This is a genomic window from Halosubterraneus shenae (assembly GCF_050510935.1).
Taxonomy (GTDB): Archaea; Halobacteriota; Halobacteria; order Halobacteriales; family Haloferacaceae; genus JBDGPU01.
This window is the reverse complement of record NZ_JBNLVO010000002.1, coordinates 395,111-409,464: the sequence shown is the minus strand read 5'-3', so window position 1 is coordinate 409,464 and position 14,354 is coordinate 395,111. Positions and strand designations below refer to the sequence as shown.

Sequence of the window (14,354 nt, the reverse complement as noted above, 5' to 3'; positions counted from 1 at the left end):
CGTCCTCTCTCAGCCGACGGATTTCAGGGAGGCAGGGGATTTTTCTGTACCGATTGTTAATGTTACAGTGTATGGGCTTCGGAAGCTACGATGAATCCGAGCAGGAGAATCAGGACCTCGACGCTGATTTCGAAGACGACGACGGTGTACAGACGGGGGAGAAAACCCACGAAGGCAGCGTCGAGTACGAGATCGGGGCCTCGAACGACGAACTCCTGAATCGGCTTCAAGACATCAAAAGCGAGGAGTAGGCGGTGAAGCCCGGGAGTCGGACCCTCGGCGTCGCCGTGTCGGCCGGCGACGAGGTCGCTCGACTCGCCGGCGCCATCGTCCGCGCCGACGGGACCCTCGACGGGCTCGGCTACGTTACCTGTCGCGTCGGCGGTACGGACGCAACGACCGCGATCGCTGCGCTTTTCGACCGACTGGACCGCGAGGACGTCCAGCGACTGCTTCTCGCGGGCGTCGCGCCCGCCTGGTTCAACCTCGTCGACGTGAACGGGCTGGCGGAGGCTGTCGACCGGCCGGTCATCGCGGTGTCCTTCGAGTCGAGTCCCGGCCTCGAGCCGGCGCTACGCGAGCACTTCGCGGGCGACGCCCTCGCGGAACGGCTCGCGGTCTACCGCTCGCTCCCACCGCGCCGGCGCGTCGCGGTCGACGGCCACGACCTGTTCGTGCGATCCGTCGGCGTCGACGCCGACCGCGCGGCCGAGATCGTCCGCCAGCACACGGCGATCGGCGGCCGGCCGGAGCCGGTCCGCGTCGCCGGTATCGCCGCCAGCGCGCATCGCGAGGCGGTCGAACGCGACGAGTGAGGCAGTCGAACGCAACGAATGAGGTCGGCGGCCAACCGAAAGCCAGCGGAAACGGGCGAATTTATGGCCGCCGGCGTCGGTGTTTGGGTATGAGCGGAAACGCGGCGAACGACGGCTCGGGCGCCGACGCGCTGGACGAGGAACTCTGCGTCCAGGCGTGCGAGCGCTGCCCGGCGCTGGTCGACTCGCGCAGTCGGATCGTCAACGGCGTCGGCCCCGCCGACGCGGACCTCGTCTTCGTCGGCGAGGGACCGGGCGAGCAGGAGGACCAGCAGGGCGAGCCGTTCGTCGGCCGCTCCGGCGACGTGCTCGACGAGGCGCTCCGGGACGCCGGGCTCGCCCGGGCCGACGTCCGGATCACGAACTGCGTCCGCTGTCGCCCGCCGGAGAACCGCGACCCACACCAGGAGGAGCTGGCGAACTGCCGCGGCTACCTCGAGACGGAGCTGGACCGCATCGACCCGGACGTGATCGTCACGCTGGGGAAGGTGCCGAGTCAGCACCTCCTCGACCGCGACGTCGCCATCACGAAGGAGGCCGGCGACGTCGACGAGGCCCGGATCGCGGGCGAGTCGCGGCGCGTCCTGCTGTCGGTGCATCCGGCGGCGACGCTGTACGACCGGAGCCAGCGCGAGGGCTTCTTCGAGACCATCGCCGAGGCTGCAGACCTGGCGGGTGCCGCCGAAAGCGACGGCGGCCAGTCGCGGCTCGGCGAGTACTGACTGGCGGAGGAAACGACCACACAACCGGCGGGCGAAACGCACACACAACCGGCGGGCGAAACGCACACAGAAATACGGCGAACCGTCGGAAACGACGCTACCTGCGAAAAACCGGTTCCGCTCGGGGTAGGTAACTGCGGTTACTGCTTGTTCGACCCCATGCCGAGCCACTTCTCGCCGTCCGCGAGGTCCTGTGCGGCCTCGACCCAGCTTTTACTCTCGTGTTCGCTGGGGCGCAGGCGGGCGCGCAGCCGGGAGGAGATCATCTCCACCGAGAGCACGATGAAGATGACCATGATGATCGCGGCCATCCCCTTGCCGAACTCGAGGAAGCCGAAGAAGCGGTCGGAGAGGTAGCGCCCGATGCCGCCGGCCCCGACGACGCCGAGGGAGACGGCGATGCGGACGTTGATCTCGAAGATGTACAGTGTCCACGCGATGAAGGAGGTGAACACCTGGCTCAGCATGCCGAAGACGACACGCTGGGGACCGGAGGCGCCGGTCGAGCCGATCGCCTCGATCGGCCCGTCGTCGATCTCCTCCAGCTCGTCGGTGAAGAGGCGACCGAGGTTGCCGACCGTGTCGGTCGCGACCGCCATCAGCGCGCCGACCGGGCCGAGCCCGGCCAGCGGGATGTAGATGAGCACCCAGACCAGCGCCGGGATGGCGCGGATGGTCGACATGGTGCCGCGGAAGAGGAAGTTGAAGGGGAACGGCGTGACGCGCTCGCTCCCGAGGACGCCGAACAGCAGGGCGAGCGGGAAGCCGAGCACCGTCCCACAGAAGCCGATCGCGATCGTGATCACGGAGAGGCCGACGAGCCCGTCCTGGGCCATCAGGCTCTCGTAGAGCGTCCACGGGCGAATGAGGCTCTCGTAGATCGCGCGGGGGCCTTCGATGTTGTTCCGGCTGGAGTACGTCGTGAAGTCGACGAAGTTCGGCGGCAGGAAGTCGACGAGCGAACGGATGAAGCCGGGGAAGGTGCGGACGACGTCCGCGAGCTTGAAGCCGATGAACGTGAGGCCGGCAGCCGTCACGAGTCCGAGCAGGACCACGCCGAGCGCCGTCAGGATGCGGCGGATCCGCTGGTTGCGCTCGATCTGGCCGAGCACCTCGTCGATGCTGGTGTCGGGTTCGGCATCGGCGCCGGCGGCCATGTCGGCGCCGGCGTCGGCGGAGTTCGACTCGCCGCTCATGCTTCGAGCACCTCGGCGGGGTCGTCGCCACCCTCACCGTAGTAGATGTCGTCGACGGCCTCCATCGTCAGGTCGTCGCCGTCGCCGTCGAAGACGACCTCACCGTTGCGGATCCCGATGAAGCGGTCGCCGAACTCGCGGGCAATGTTCACCTGGTGCAGGCTCGCGATCGTGGTGAGGTTGCGGTCCTTCGCGGCCGACCGCATGTACCCCATCACCTCGGTCGCCGCCTTCGGGTCGAGGCTGGCGACCGGCTCGTCGGCGAGCAGGAGCGTCGGGTGCTGGACGAGCGCGCGGGCGATGCCGACGCGCTGCTGCTGGCCGCCGGACATCGAGCCGGCGCGTTGCTCGGCCTCCTCGAGCAGGCCGACGGTTTCGAGGGCGTCCAGCGCGGCTCGCTTGTCCTCCTCGTCGTACCAGGTCATGAGACTCTGGAGCAGTCCCGCACGGGAGAGCGCGCCCGTCAGCGCGTTGCGGTAGGCGCTCATGCTCTCGATGACGTAGTGAAGCTGGAACACCATGGCCACGTCGTCACGGCGACCACGCACTTCCTCGCCGTTGACCTCGACGGTGCCCTCGGTCGGTTCGGTGAGTCCGTTGAGAATTCGGAGCAGTGTCGATTTGCCGGCTCCGGACGGGCCGAGGACGACGACGAACTCCCCCTCCTCGATGTCGAAGGAGACGCCGTCGAGGGCGACCTCGTCTTCGCCGTAGACCTTCCGCAGGTCCTGCACGGAAATAGCAGGCATTGACAGTGAAAAATCAGCTTAAAGGTTTGAGGGTTCCGGAGTTTCTTCGCCTCAGGCCTCGTCGAGGAGCTCCGCCTCGATGCCGAGGTCGTTGGCCACGTCGATGACCGGCTGGTAGGTCTCCAGGTTCGCCTCGCGGACGCCGTCGAACCAGAGGTCGTCGTCCGTGCCTTCCTCGCCGTCGGCGCCGTAGTACATGCTGTCGGGCGCTTCCTCGAAGGCCGAGACGAGCATGTCCTGTTTCTCGTCGTCCAGCTCCGGGCTGGCGACGATCGGTGCCCGCGGGATGCCGCTGACCCTGTCGACCTCGGCGACGCCCTCCTTGTAGTCGCCCTTCTCGTAGTTCCAGGTGATGAAGCGACCGACGCCGGCGGCATCGACCTGCCCCTCCATCAGGGACTCGAACGCCTGCGCGTGGCCGGACCAGGTCGCGTTGAAGTCGGCGCCCTCGTCGGAGAGCGGCCCTTCGCCGATGTCGAGGCCCGCCTGCTGGAGCATGTACAGCGGATACAGGGACCCACTGGCGCTCGTCGTGTCCGCAAAGGCGATGTCCTTGCCTTTCAGGTCGGCCGGCTCGCTGATGTCGGAGTCCTCCTGGGTGACGATGACCGAGTAGTAATCCCAGGAGCCGTAGGCGTGTCGCTGCAGCGCGATCTCACACTGCTCGCCCTTCACGCCGAGCGCGGCCGCGAACGGCCCCGTCTCGGCCAGCTCGGCGTTGCCCTCGCCGAGCGCGCGCAGCACCGCCGAGTAATTCTTCGCGTACTGGAGCTCGACGGTCACGTCGTCGGCGACCTGCTCGCCGAGGTACTCCTTGACCGGCTGGTACTGTGATTCCATGTACTCCTGCGGTTCCGTCGGCGACATCACGAACGTCAGCGTCCCGTCACCGTACGGTTTGGAACCGAACTCGCCGATACACCCACTGGTGAGAGCGACCCCGCCGATCGCCCCCGCCCCCTTGATGAAGCTCCGTCTGTCCGTCATGGGACTACCGGAGTATCCCCGAGTTCCCCTGATAAGTTTTGCTATCACCGGTGGGTTGATATCTATTGACATGCCGGAGCGGCGGCGAGAGCCCCGTGAGACGCAAAACGCTTGTCGGTGGGGGGTCTCGTGTGCGTATGAGCATTCCCGAGCCACCCGAGGAGTCGCTGGCGGACGTCGCGGTGGTCGACTACGGACTCGGTAATCTCCGGTCGGCCACGCGCGGCCTCGAGCGCGCCGGCGCGACGGTCACCATCACCGACGACCCGGCCGACTTTGCGGACGCCGACGGCGTCGTCCTCCCCGGCGTCGGCGCGTTTCGCGAGGGGATGGAGAACGCCGGCCCCTACCGCGACGCGCTCGTCGACGTCGCCGAGTCCGGCCAGCCGCTGTTCGGCATCTGTCTCGGCATGCAGATGCTGCTCACGTCGAGCCAGGAAGCCGAGCACGCGGGCCAGGGCGACGTTCGCGGGCTGGACCTGATTCCGGGGAGAAACGTCCGCTTCGAGGTCGACGAGAAGGTCCCGCACATGGGCTGGAACGAGCTCTCGGTCGAGCGCGACCACCCCATCGTCGACGGCGTCGATGGCGAGTACGCCTACTTCGTCCACTCCTACTACGCGGCACCGGACGACCCGGAGGCGGTCGTCGCGAGCACCGACTACGGCGTCGAGTTCCCCGCCGTCGTCGCCAACGACGCCGGCAACGTCTTCGGGACGCAGTTCCACCCCGAGAAGAGCGGCGAGACGGGGCTGCGGATTCTGCGGAACTTCGTCGAGTACTGCGCCGAGCAGTAGGTCGTCCATCACCGCGCGTCACGGCTCGTTTTCGCTCCTTATTCCCCCGACCCGGCCTCTCCAGTCTCCTCGATCCGGCGCTCGTACTTCGCGAGCGACTGCTGGAGCGCGTCGTCCGCGTCGACGTCGGCCGCCTCCGCGACCGACAGCAGCGCGAAGAGGGCGTCGCCGATCTCGTCGTCGGCGATCTGGATCGCCCCGGGGTCGGCGCCGTAGTCGGTACTCGTGGTCGCCTCCTTCGCCAGCTCGCCGACCTCGCTGGCGAGGTCGAGCAGTCGGTAGGGGAGGGGTGCCTCCATCTCGTGGTCGGCCAGGAAGGCCGCGACCTGATCCTGTTGGTCCATGGCGCTGACTCGGAACGTCAGGCCGACTAAGTGTTACGGAAGCGGGATCGGCCGTATATCGAGTCCTGAGGCGCCCTCAGGGAGGATTGTGCGCGAATACCCTGACTGAAACGTTTATCAGTGCCAGTGCGCTATGTCAGGTATGACGTACGATACCGTCGTCTTCGATAACGACGGTGTCCTGTTCGGTCGGACGAGCTTTGACGTCCTTCGGGATGCGACCCAGGAGACATTCGAGAAGTTCGGTGTGACTGATCCGGACCCAGACCACGTAGAAGACATGACGATCGGCGCGACCCCTGAGCGGGTCAGTGCCGTCTGCAGCACGTACGGCCTCGACGCCGACACGTTCTGGCGCGACCGCGACCGCACGCTCTCCCTCGCACAGCAGGAGGAGGCCCGTGCCGGCCGGAAGACGCCGTACGACGACATTCACACGCTGGACGACCTCGACACGTCGATGGGGGTCGTCAGTTCGAACCAACAGGAGACCGTCGACTTCGTGCTCGAACACTTCGACGTCGCGGACAAGTTCGGCACGGCCTACGGCCGCGCGCCGACCATCGAAAGCCTCGACCTGCGAAAGCCCCACTCCCACTACATCGACCGGGCCCTGGCCGACCTCGACGCCGACAACGCGCTGTTCGTCGGCGACAACGAGTCCGACGTGAAGGCCGCCGAGAACGCCGGGATCGACTCCGCGTTCATCCGCCGGCCCCACCGCGAGGACTGGGACCTCAACGTCTGGCCCACCTGGATCATCGACGATCTGGAAGACCTGCACGACATCTGCGAACCGTAACGCGGGTCGTCGTGTAGGGAGGTGTAGGCTTTTCGCGGTTGCTGGTGGCAACGCTGTCAATCGGGGATTCTTTATAAACGGTTTTTAGATAGTGAAGCTATTTCACGACCGATTGCATCACGGGCGAGTCGAAAGCCCACTGCCGCCCTTTATAAACAGGTTTGAACAGGTGAGACGGTCTTACTTTTGACGGCACCGCAAACACCCAGAAAGCCCTCGGCCGCTCTTGCTTATAAACTGGATCCACAGGTGCAGACGCTGCTGCTCTTGCCAGCACCGCGAACACCCAGAAAGCCCTCGGCCGCTCGCGGTCGCTGAGCAGGATATCTGCGCTCTCCGCACCGCCCGCGCAGATAGTGCCTGTCTCAGCGACTCCCCTCCGGCGCGAGCGGCCGTCGCCCTTTCAGTCCGCCAGGACCGCAACCGCGACGGCAACGGCGACCGCAACGCGACCGCCCAGCTACCGCAAGCCTCGACCCTCCCCAACCTCGGCCGGGGCGCGCCGGCTCCGCACCGCTCGGCGCGCCCCGCCCTCCCTCGCACGCGTTGCTCGCGCGCGCCGACCGCGCCGCCGCCGCGACAGCTCGCCAGCCGCCGCGCACAACGCCCGGCCACCACTCCGGGGCGGGACTGAAAGGGGCAGCCGCTGCGCGGGACGCCCTGCGAAGCTAGCACCGCAACGGCGAACGAGCGCAGCGAGTGAGCCGAGAGGAGCGCAGCGAGCAGCGCGACCGGTCAGCGGCTGGGGCTTTCTGGGCATGCTGAGTGGTATCGACGGTGACGATGGCCGAGTTTGTTTATAAATGCGAGCACTCAGCGTCCGGGGTTCAAAACACGCTGAATAGTGTCGCTGGCAACGATAACCGACTACAATTATAAAGAAAACATCCAGAAACCAGCACAACAGCCCAAACCCGCGGTTCGGGCTCCGTTCCCTATTTAAACTCGACGCCGAGGTCGTTCATGTTCTCGTTGTTCTGCGCGACGTTGATAAGCAGGGGCGTGAGCGCCTCGATCTCGGGCGCGTTGGCGATGCCGCCGGCATCCAGCGCGCGGAGCCCCTCGATCTCCTCGGCGAGCATGGTGACGATCTCCTTGGCGTCCGCGTCGTCGCCGACGACGAGCGTGTCGATCCCGAGGTCGCGGTCCAGGTTCGCGAGGCGGTCGGCCGCGAGGTTGTGGAACGCGCCGACGACGGGGACCTCGTCGGGCGCTGCGTCGGCGGCGATGCGCGTGACGCTGCCGGCGTTCGGGCGGTGGTAGTGGAACCCCTCGTCGTCGCGCTTGATGCCCGTCGCGGGCGTCACGAGGACGTCGTCATCGTCGAGCTTGCCGGCGATCTCCTCGACCGTGTCGCCGACGTGATACGGCGGGATCGACAGGACGATGACGTCCGCACGGTCCGCAGCCATCTCGTTCGCGAAGCCCTTCACCGTCGCCTCGACGCCGCGGCTGTCGAGCTCCGTCTCGTACTCGTCGGCCTTGGTCCGCGCCCGCTCCGGGTCGCGGGAGCCGATGATGACCTCGTGGGTGCCGTCGTACGCCCAGCGGAGCGCGAGCCCCTCGCCGATGTCGCCGGTGCCGCCGAGTAACGCGATTCGCATGTCCCGTACTCCGACCGGGCGGCAGGTAAGCGTTGCGCGACCGGCCGTCCTCGCCACTGTCGCCGCGGCAGCGGCACACGGCAACCGACCGAAAAGAGCTACTCCAGCAGCTCGGGCAGCTCGTTCACGTCCTCGACGACCGCGTCCGCGCCGACCTCGGTGTACTTCCGCCGGCCCTCCTCGCCGGTCAACCCGCCCGTGAGCACGCCGATGCCGTAGTACACGCGCCCGGCGTCGTCCTCGTCCGCGTTGCGCGCGGTCCGGACGTCGTCGAGGGTGTCGCCCGCGAACGCCGTCCGGTCCGCGTCGAACCGCTCCGCAAGGGTCGTGAGCGCGTGCGGGTGCGGCTTCCCCTCCTCCCAGTCGTCCATCGTGAAGCGGTGCTCGTCGGCGACGTCGAGGCCGACGCGATCGAGTGCGATGTCGGCCTCCGCCGCGGGGCGGCCGGTCAGGACGCCGACGGCGTAGCGGTCCTGGAGCGCCTCGAGCGTCTCGGCGTCGACGAGGACCGGCTCGTCGTGGATGTAGCCCTCGGTCTCGACGGGGGGCTCGCCGCCCTCCAGTTCGCGGTAGAGCTCCGACCCGAGGTACAGCGCCTGGAACACGTCGTGGAGTCGGTCGGTGTCCCACTGGTCGCGGATGCGGGCCTGCGAGACGCTCGGGAGGTCGCTGACGACCTGCTTCGCGGCCTCGAGCCCGCCGCCGGCCTCGGCGACCCGGTCGGTGAACTCCTCGACCTCCTGGTGGAGCCCCTCGCGGGTCGCCAGCACGTAGAGCGCGGCCGCGTAGGTGAGCTCCCAGTCGTTGTTGAACCCGCCGGCGTCCTTGAACGGCTGGACGGCCTCACGGTCGATCGTCTCCCCGTAGACGTGGTCGATCGACTCGACGATGGCGCGGCGATACGACTCGCTGACCTCGACGAGCACGCCGTCGATGTCCAGCACGACTGCGTCGACCTGCATGACTGCAGGGGGGAGGGCCGGAGAAAAAACCGTTCCGGGTGCGCGGCGTCAGCGACCCCCCGAATCGAGCGCGTCGAGAGCCCCGGCGCCCGACCCCCGGCCAGCGGCGACGTACAGCGTGTCGCTGCCGACAGTCCGCCGCTCGACGTCGACGACGGGTTCCTCGAACCCGAGCGTCGTGAACGCGCAGCCGGCGCCGAGCCGCTCAGCGAGCGCGACGGTCGGCCGCTGGAGCTCCGCGGGGAGGTTCAGGGCGTACACGAGGTCGAACGCGGGAGGGACCGTAGTCAGGCTCGAGGGGTCCGAATCGCTTCCGCCCTCGACCACCCGCTCGCGGAGCTCGGCGACCGGATCCGGGGCGTCCGCGAGGTCGCGGACGTCGGCCTCGGCGAACGCGACGCCCTCGGGAACGTCGCTGGCGGCGTCGCTGTCGACGTCGATGGCGACGACACTCGTTCCCCGGTCGGCAAGCTGGCTCGCGGCGGTCGTGCGGCGCCCGATTCCGACCTCGAGCGCGGCGTCGAACCCGGAGAGGGCGGCGACGAGTTCGGCGGGAACTGATGGGCTCACGGCGGACATTTTATCACCGCCCGATTCATAACGATGGCTATGCTCGTTGACATCGTGCCTGTCGGGGAGGTTCCCGCGCGGGTGAAGCGGGAAGCCTCGGGCGCGCTCCGGTCTGTCTACGACTGCGACGTGACTCTCCACGACGAGCAGGAGGTCCCCGCAGGCGCGTACGACGACGGTCGGGGCCAGTACCGGGCCGAGGACCTCATCGAGGTCGTCGACCAGGTCGGAACCGGCGAGAAGAACATCGGCATCACTGACCGGGACCTGTTCTACCGGCGCCGCAACTACGTCTTCGGCCTGGCGTACCTCAACGGCAACGGCTCCGTCATCTCCACCTACCGGCTCCAGACCTCCTCCGACGGCGGGATCACGTCGAAGCCCGCCAGCGAGGTGTTCGCCGACCGCGTCCGGAAGGAGGTCGTCCACGAGATCGGTCACACCCTCGGGCTCGAACACTGCGACAACAACAAGTGCGTCATGTCCTTCTCCCCGACGGTCCGCGAGGTCGACGTGAAAGAGGAGAACCTCTGTGGCACCTGCTCGCGGCTGGTTCACTGACGCTTCCGCGCAACCGATCCGAAAGCCGCCGGAGCCCAACGTCAGGGTTTTACTCACACGTCGACTAGCGCGGGCAACGTGAAGCGTCGTCCATTCCTCGCCGCGGCCGCAACCGGCCTCGCCGGCGCCGTCGCCGGCTGTTCCGGCTCCTCCAGCACCGACTCCGGCGATACGACACCGACCGCGACCGACGCGTCCGGGTCGTCGACGAGCACCGAATCGAGCGGCAACGAGGCCCCCTTCGAGCACACGGGTACCCTCGACGCGTCCTTCGTCGCCAACGGCGACTACCCGGCCGACGAGAACCCGGCCGACGGCTTCCCGCCCGAGTTCCCCGACCCGCCGGCCGCACCCGACGTCGACGAGTCGGAGTTCGACACGGTCGGCGCAAACGGCGAGGCGATCACGCTCGTCCCCATCGACGTCGCCGAGAAGTGGTTCTACCGGTCGGAAGCCCGCTTCGTCGACGCCCGCGGGGTACCCCAGTACGAGCACGCCCACGTCTACGGGAGCGTCCTCTCGACGGCCCAGCGCGAGTCCGACGGCGGCGGCATCGACGGCTGGGACAAAAGCGACCGCGTGGTCACCTACTGCGGGTGCCCCCACCACCTCTCCTCGCTCCGTGCGGCGGGGCTCAAGAAGGCCGGCTTCGAGAACGTCTACGCCATCGACGAGGGGTTCGGCGAGTGGTCCGCTCGCGGGAACCCGATGAGCGGCACGTCGTTCGGCGACGGCGACCAGGAGAGCATCTCCGAGTGGGTCCTCGAAGGGTCGGTCGGCGCGAGCTACGCCGGCGAGTACGTCTGGGCCGAGGCCGCCCGGCAGTACGAGGCCGCGCCGATTCGGGCGGACGGCTCCTTCGAGGTCACGCTGAAGTTCTCCGGTGTGACCGAGGAGACCCCGGTGTCGGTGTCGACGCCGGCGTTCGCGACGACGGCGCCGCTCGGTGAGCTGGCGGACGGGGCGATCACCGGGTCGGACTGAAACCCCGCGAATCCGCTACTGGCTTTTTAAACCGGCGTTCGACTACTTCGGTCGCTTTCCAGCGGAGTCGTTGATTCCGCGTCGTCTTTGGAGAAAGCATTTACGATCGCGGGGCAGTTTCCACCCAGTGACACGGACTCCGATCTACGCTCTCGGGCTCGTTTTTCTCGGAATTGGGTTCATCATCGGCGGAGTCGCAGTGTTTCCACACGCCGGAGAGAACGCGTACGAACACAGCGTTGAACGCGTGAACGAGTCAACCGTTCCAGCCGAGAGCGAGGTACTTGCTTACGAAAACCTCTCCACGGCAGGACGGACTGTCTTCCGAAAGGCCGTGAACTCCCCTGCGGGACGGTACACGGCCTACGGCGAGGAGAACGCCGCCCCCGAGTTCCGATACAGTGACGAGGAGACCACCTACTACGTCGAATACGAGTCCGAGTACTACCTGCTTCGCACGCTGAGCGGCAGCTCCCTCGGCGTCGACCGCGTGGTACAGTCGCTGCTCGTGCTGTTCGGGATCCTCGCCGTGGGTGCCGGTTCCTATCGATACTGGACGACCGACTTCGCGGAGTGAATCTCTCCTGTTAAATGCAGCTGATGGGCAAGGTTGCAGGTAAAGGGAGCCGCCGCCGAACGCGGACTAGACCGAGTAGTAGTACTCGCCGGACTTCTTCTGCTCGCGGTCCTTCTGGGACTCCGGCTTGTTGATGCGCGGGCGCCCCGTCCGCTCGTCGCGGCGGAAGGTGATACCGAGGTCCGCGAGGAAGTCGTTCATCCCCTCGCGCATCTCCTGGGGCGGCTTCGCACGCCCGTGCCGGGCCGGCTCGCCGTCGAACACCATCAGGCGGTCGGCCAGCAGGTCGATCATGTAGATGTCGTGGTCGATGACCATCACCGTCGCGTCGTGGTTCTCGGCGTAGCGCCGGATGGCGCTGGTCGCCTGGACGCGCTGCTCGACGTCGAGGTGCGCCGAGGGCTCGTCGATGACGTAGAGGTCGGCGTCCTTCGAGAGACACGCCGCGATGGCGACGCGCTGGCGCTCGCCGCCCGAGAGGTCCGAGAGGTTCTGCTCCATGATCGCGTTGAGCTGGAGCGGGTCGGCGATCTCCGTGTTCCAGAAGGAGGTGCCGAACTTGTCCGTGATCGACCGCAGGAACGCGTCGACGCGCATGTGCTGGTCGATCTCGATGTACTGCGGCTTGTAGGCGATCTCCATGTCGAAGTCGACGGAGCCCTCGTCGGGCTCGATCGAACCCGCGAACATCTTCGCGAGCGTCGACTTCCCGATCCCGTTCGGCCCGACGACGCCGAGCACTTCGGACTCGTAGATGGTGCCGGCCTCGACCTCGAGGTCGAACTGGCCCTCGCCGTAGGACTTGGAGAGGGCGGGGTAGTCGACGAGGGGGTCGCCCTTCGTGGAGACGCGCGGGGCGTGCTCCTCGAAGGTGATCTCCTCGGCACGGATGCGCATGTTCTCGTTGTCGAGGTAGCCCGTGAGGTACTCGTTGATCCCGTTGCGGACGGACTTCGGGTCCGTGATGACGCCGTACGCGCCGGGTTCACCGTATGCGACGTGGAGCGTGTCCGCGAGCAGGTCGAGGATCGCCAGGTCGTGCTCCACGACGAGCATCGAGCGCTCGGTCTCCTCGTCGTCGGCGAGGTCGCGGATGAGGCGCGCGGCGGTCATCCGCTGGCCGATGTCGAGGTACGGCGTGATCTCGTCGAGGAAGTAGAAGTCGGCGTCGCGGGCGAGACACGCCGCGATGGCGACGCGCTGGAGCTCGCCGCCGGAGATGGAGTCGATCGGCTGGTCCATCACCGGGCCGATGTTGAGCCGCTCGATGAGCTCGTCGAGGGCCCCGCGCTCGTCCGTGCGCTCGAGCAGGTCACGGGTGTTGCCCTCGAACTGCTTGGGGATCTGGTCGATGTACTGCGGCTTGCGGGAAACGGTGACCTCGCCTTCCCGCAGCCCCTCGAGGTAGTTCTGGATCTCCGTCCCGCGGAAGCGGTCCAGGACGGCGTCCCAGTCGGGCTCGTCGGCGTGCTGGCCGAGATTCGGCTTCATCTCGCCGGCCAGTGCGTGAACGGCGGTGGACTTCCCGATGCCGTTCGGCCCGAGGATGCCGGTGACGCCGCCGGGCTGGGGCGCCGGCAGGCCGTACAGCGCGAAGGCGTTCTCGCCGTAGCGGTGGACGGGGTCGTCCTCGAGCTCCGAGGGGAGGTTGATGATCTCGATCGCGTCGAAGGGGCACTTCTCGACACAGATACCGCAGGTCTCGCCGAGGCAGATCTCCTCGGAGATGTGGATCTGGTCGGGGTCGCCCTCCTCGGCCTCCTCGCCGCGCATGGTGATACACTCCTTGCCCGTGCGGTTCGGCGGGCAGTAGTTGGCGCACTCGTAGTTACACCGGTCGGGCTGACAGCGGTCGAGGTCGACCACTGCGATGCTGTCGTCGGCCATAGTTACAGTTGGACGCTCGAGGAGAGGAGCACGGCGTAGCTGATGAACCACAGCGTGAACGTCATGAACGCCACGTAGAGGTTGTCCTTTGCCCCGAATTCGGTGATGTCCACGCCGGCCATGTACATCACCGGTATCTCGACGAGGATGAACGCTGTCAGCACGGCCAGCGAGGTCATCGAGGACGCCGCCTCGGGCGTCGTCCCGACGAAGGCAGCCGAGACGATCGCCGCCGCGATCCCGCCGAGGCAGGCGATCGTCGTGACGACCACGCCGCGTGCATGTTCAGAGATCCCCGGTTCGTCGCTCATACGGATCCCTCCGCTGGCGCCCGTAAAAAGGCGTTCGTTCCGTCGACGCGTAGAAATCGGGGAGCGCGTCCGTCCACCGGGAACTGCGGTGCGTTGGCGAGGGATTCCACGAGGTGGTGGAGGGGAGCGGCCGGCGCGGCCGTCGCCGACGCCGCCGTCCCCGGCGACGTCGCTCGACGTTGCCGGCGAGCCCGGTCGCTACCCGCTCGTACTTATAAATAAACCCGGGTAGCGCGGGGTCCGTCGCGGTCGCGGTTGTATCGAAGTCGCGGTTGTACCGCAGTCGCGGTTGTATCGCAGTCGCGGTGGTTCGCGACCGTGCGGCAGTCACCTCCCGGTCGCGACCGCCGAGGTGTGGACCGGAGGGGAACCGGGGCGTCGCTGGCGGGTCGATCGGCTTCGACGTGGGTCATGTTGCTGTCGGAACCTATCCAGGATATGGTAAAAGCGCGCGCGAGCTGAACCACCCCCGATCTCCTGACTGAC

At 67.3% G+C, this 14,354-nt stretch carries 17 protein-coding genes; 8 read left to right on the top strand and 9 right to left on the bottom strand.

The annotated features are described in order from the left end of the window. Positions 1-71 precede the first annotated feature (71 nt). From ACQE3M_RS05215 to ACQE3M_RS05205, 3 genes are all read left to right on the top strand, one after another. Positions 72-251, top strand: a complete 180-nt coding sequence (locus tag ACQE3M_RS05215) for a DUF5786 family protein (protein ID WP_430504410.1) — start codon at positions 72-74, stop codon at positions 249-251. 3 nt (positions 252-254) lie between these two features. Next, positions 255-815 carry an endonuclease dU gene (locus ACQE3M_RS05210; protein WP_430504409.1) on the top strand — a complete coding sequence of 187 codons (561 nt, stop codon included), beginning with the start codon at positions 255-257 and terminating at the stop codon, positions 813-815. An 89-nt stretch (positions 816-904) separates the two neighbouring features. Continuing rightward, positions 905-1,537 carry a uracil-DNA glycosylase gene (locus ACQE3M_RS05205; RefSeq protein WP_430504408.1) on the top strand — a complete coding sequence of 211 codons (633 nt, stop codon included), beginning with the start codon at positions 905-907 and terminating at the stop codon, positions 1,535-1,537. Between the two features lie 140 nt (positions 1,538-1,677). On the opposite strand, the gene phnE is transcribed toward ACQE3M_RS05205, so the two are convergent. The 3 genes from phnE to ACQE3M_RS05190 are packed head-to-tail and all read right to left on the bottom strand — an operon-like array spanning position 1,678 to position 4,469. After that, on the bottom strand, positions 1,678-2,694 hold the full coding sequence (gene phnE / locus ACQE3M_RS05200) for a phosphonate ABC transporter, permease protein PhnE (RefSeq protein ID WP_430504704.1): 1,017 nt from the start codon (positions 2,692-2,694) through the stop codon (positions 1,678-1,680). Between the two features lie 35 nt (positions 2,695-2,729). Continuing rightward, complete coding sequence (phnC, locus tag ACQE3M_RS05195) at positions 2,730-3,482, bottom strand: phosphonate ABC transporter ATP-binding protein (RefSeq protein ID WP_430504407.1); 753 nt, start codon at positions 3,480-3,482, stop codon at positions 2,730-2,732. A gap of 51 nt (positions 3,483-3,533) precedes the next feature. Then, positions 3,534-4,469: a substrate-binding domain-containing protein gene (locus ACQE3M_RS05190; RefSeq protein ID WP_430504406.1), complete on the bottom strand. Its 936-nt coding sequence runs from the start codon at positions 4,467-4,469 to the stop codon at positions 3,534-3,536. A gap of 137 nt (positions 4,470-4,606) precedes the next feature. On the opposite strand from ACQE3M_RS05190, the gene hisH reads away from it, so the two are divergent. Then, entirely contained in the window at positions 4,607-5,266 is a 660-nt protein-coding gene (gene hisH / locus ACQE3M_RS05185; RefSeq protein WP_430504405.1) for an imidazole glycerol phosphate synthase subunit HisH, read from the top strand. Between the two features lie 38 nt (positions 5,267-5,304). On the opposite strand, the gene ACQE3M_RS05180 is transcribed toward hisH, so the two are convergent. Continuing rightward, on the bottom strand, positions 5,305-5,610 hold the full coding sequence (locus tag ACQE3M_RS05180; protein ID WP_430504404.1) for a MazG-like family protein: 306 nt from the start codon (positions 5,608-5,610) through the stop codon (positions 5,305-5,307). A gap of 142 nt (positions 5,611-5,752) precedes the next feature. Here ACQE3M_RS05180 and ACQE3M_RS05175 point away from each other — a divergent pair, with 142 nt between their 5' ends. Then, positions 5,753-6,412, top strand: coding sequence for an HAD family hydrolase (locus ACQE3M_RS05175; protein WP_430504403.1), 660 nt, complete (start codon positions 5,753-5,755; stop codon positions 6,410-6,412). A gap of 935 nt (positions 6,413-7,347) precedes the next feature. On the opposite strand, the gene npdG is transcribed toward ACQE3M_RS05175, so the two are convergent. The 3 genes from npdG to ACQE3M_RS05160 all read right to left on the bottom strand — a co-directional run bounded on the left by npdG (position 7,348) and on the right by ACQE3M_RS05160 (position 9,557). Further along, complete coding sequence (gene npdG, locus ACQE3M_RS05170) at positions 7,348-8,016, bottom strand: NADPH-dependent F420 reductase (protein WP_430504402.1); 669 nt, start codon at positions 8,014-8,016, stop codon at positions 7,348-7,350. A 98-nt stretch (positions 8,017-8,114) separates the two neighbouring features. Further along, a complete protein-coding gene (locus ACQE3M_RS05165) occupies positions 8,115-8,978 on the bottom strand; it encodes a TIGR01548 family HAD-type hydrolase (protein ID WP_430504401.1) in 864 nt (287 codons plus the stop codon). 48 nt (positions 8,979-9,026) lie between these two features. Continuing rightward, on the bottom strand, positions 9,027-9,557 hold the full coding sequence (locus tag ACQE3M_RS05160) for a UPF0146 family protein (RefSeq protein WP_430504400.1): 531 nt from the start codon (positions 9,555-9,557) through the stop codon (positions 9,027-9,029). Between the two features lie 30 nt (positions 9,558-9,587). Between ACQE3M_RS05160 and ACQE3M_RS05155 the strand changes: the two genes are divergently transcribed. The 3 genes from ACQE3M_RS05155 to ACQE3M_RS05145 all read left to right on the top strand — a co-directional run bounded on the left by ACQE3M_RS05155 (position 9,588) and on the right by ACQE3M_RS05145 (position 11,670). Next, a complete protein-coding gene (locus tag ACQE3M_RS05155) occupies positions 9,588-10,109 on the top strand; it encodes an archaemetzincin family Zn-dependent metalloprotease (RefSeq protein ID WP_430504399.1) in 522 nt (173 codons plus the stop codon). 78 nt (positions 10,110-10,187) lie between these two features. Continuing rightward, positions 10,188-11,093 (top strand): rhodanese-like domain-containing protein, encoded by a 906-nt coding sequence (locus ACQE3M_RS05150; RefSeq protein WP_430504398.1) that lies wholly within the window; start codon positions 10,188-10,190, stop codon positions 11,091-11,093. Positions 11,094-11,220: 127 nt separating this feature from the next. After that, positions 11,221-11,670, top strand: a complete 450-nt coding sequence (locus ACQE3M_RS05145; protein WP_430504397.1) for a DUF7979 domain-containing protein — start codon at positions 11,221-11,223, stop codon at positions 11,668-11,670. A 66-nt stretch (positions 11,671-11,736) separates the two neighbouring features. Here the strand turns inward: ACQE3M_RS05145 and ACQE3M_RS05140 are convergent, their stop codons facing one another. Continuing rightward, a complete protein-coding gene (locus tag ACQE3M_RS05140) occupies positions 11,737-13,557 on the bottom strand; it encodes a ribosome biogenesis/translation initiation ATPase RLI (protein WP_430504396.1) in 1,821 nt (606 codons plus the stop codon). Positions 13,558-13,559: 2 nt separating this feature from the next. Next, positions 13,560-13,868, bottom strand: coding sequence for an EMC6-like membrane protein (locus ACQE3M_RS05135; RefSeq protein WP_430504395.1), 309 nt, complete (start codon positions 13,866-13,868; stop codon positions 13,560-13,562). Between the last annotated feature and the right edge of the window lie 486 nt (positions 13,869-14,354).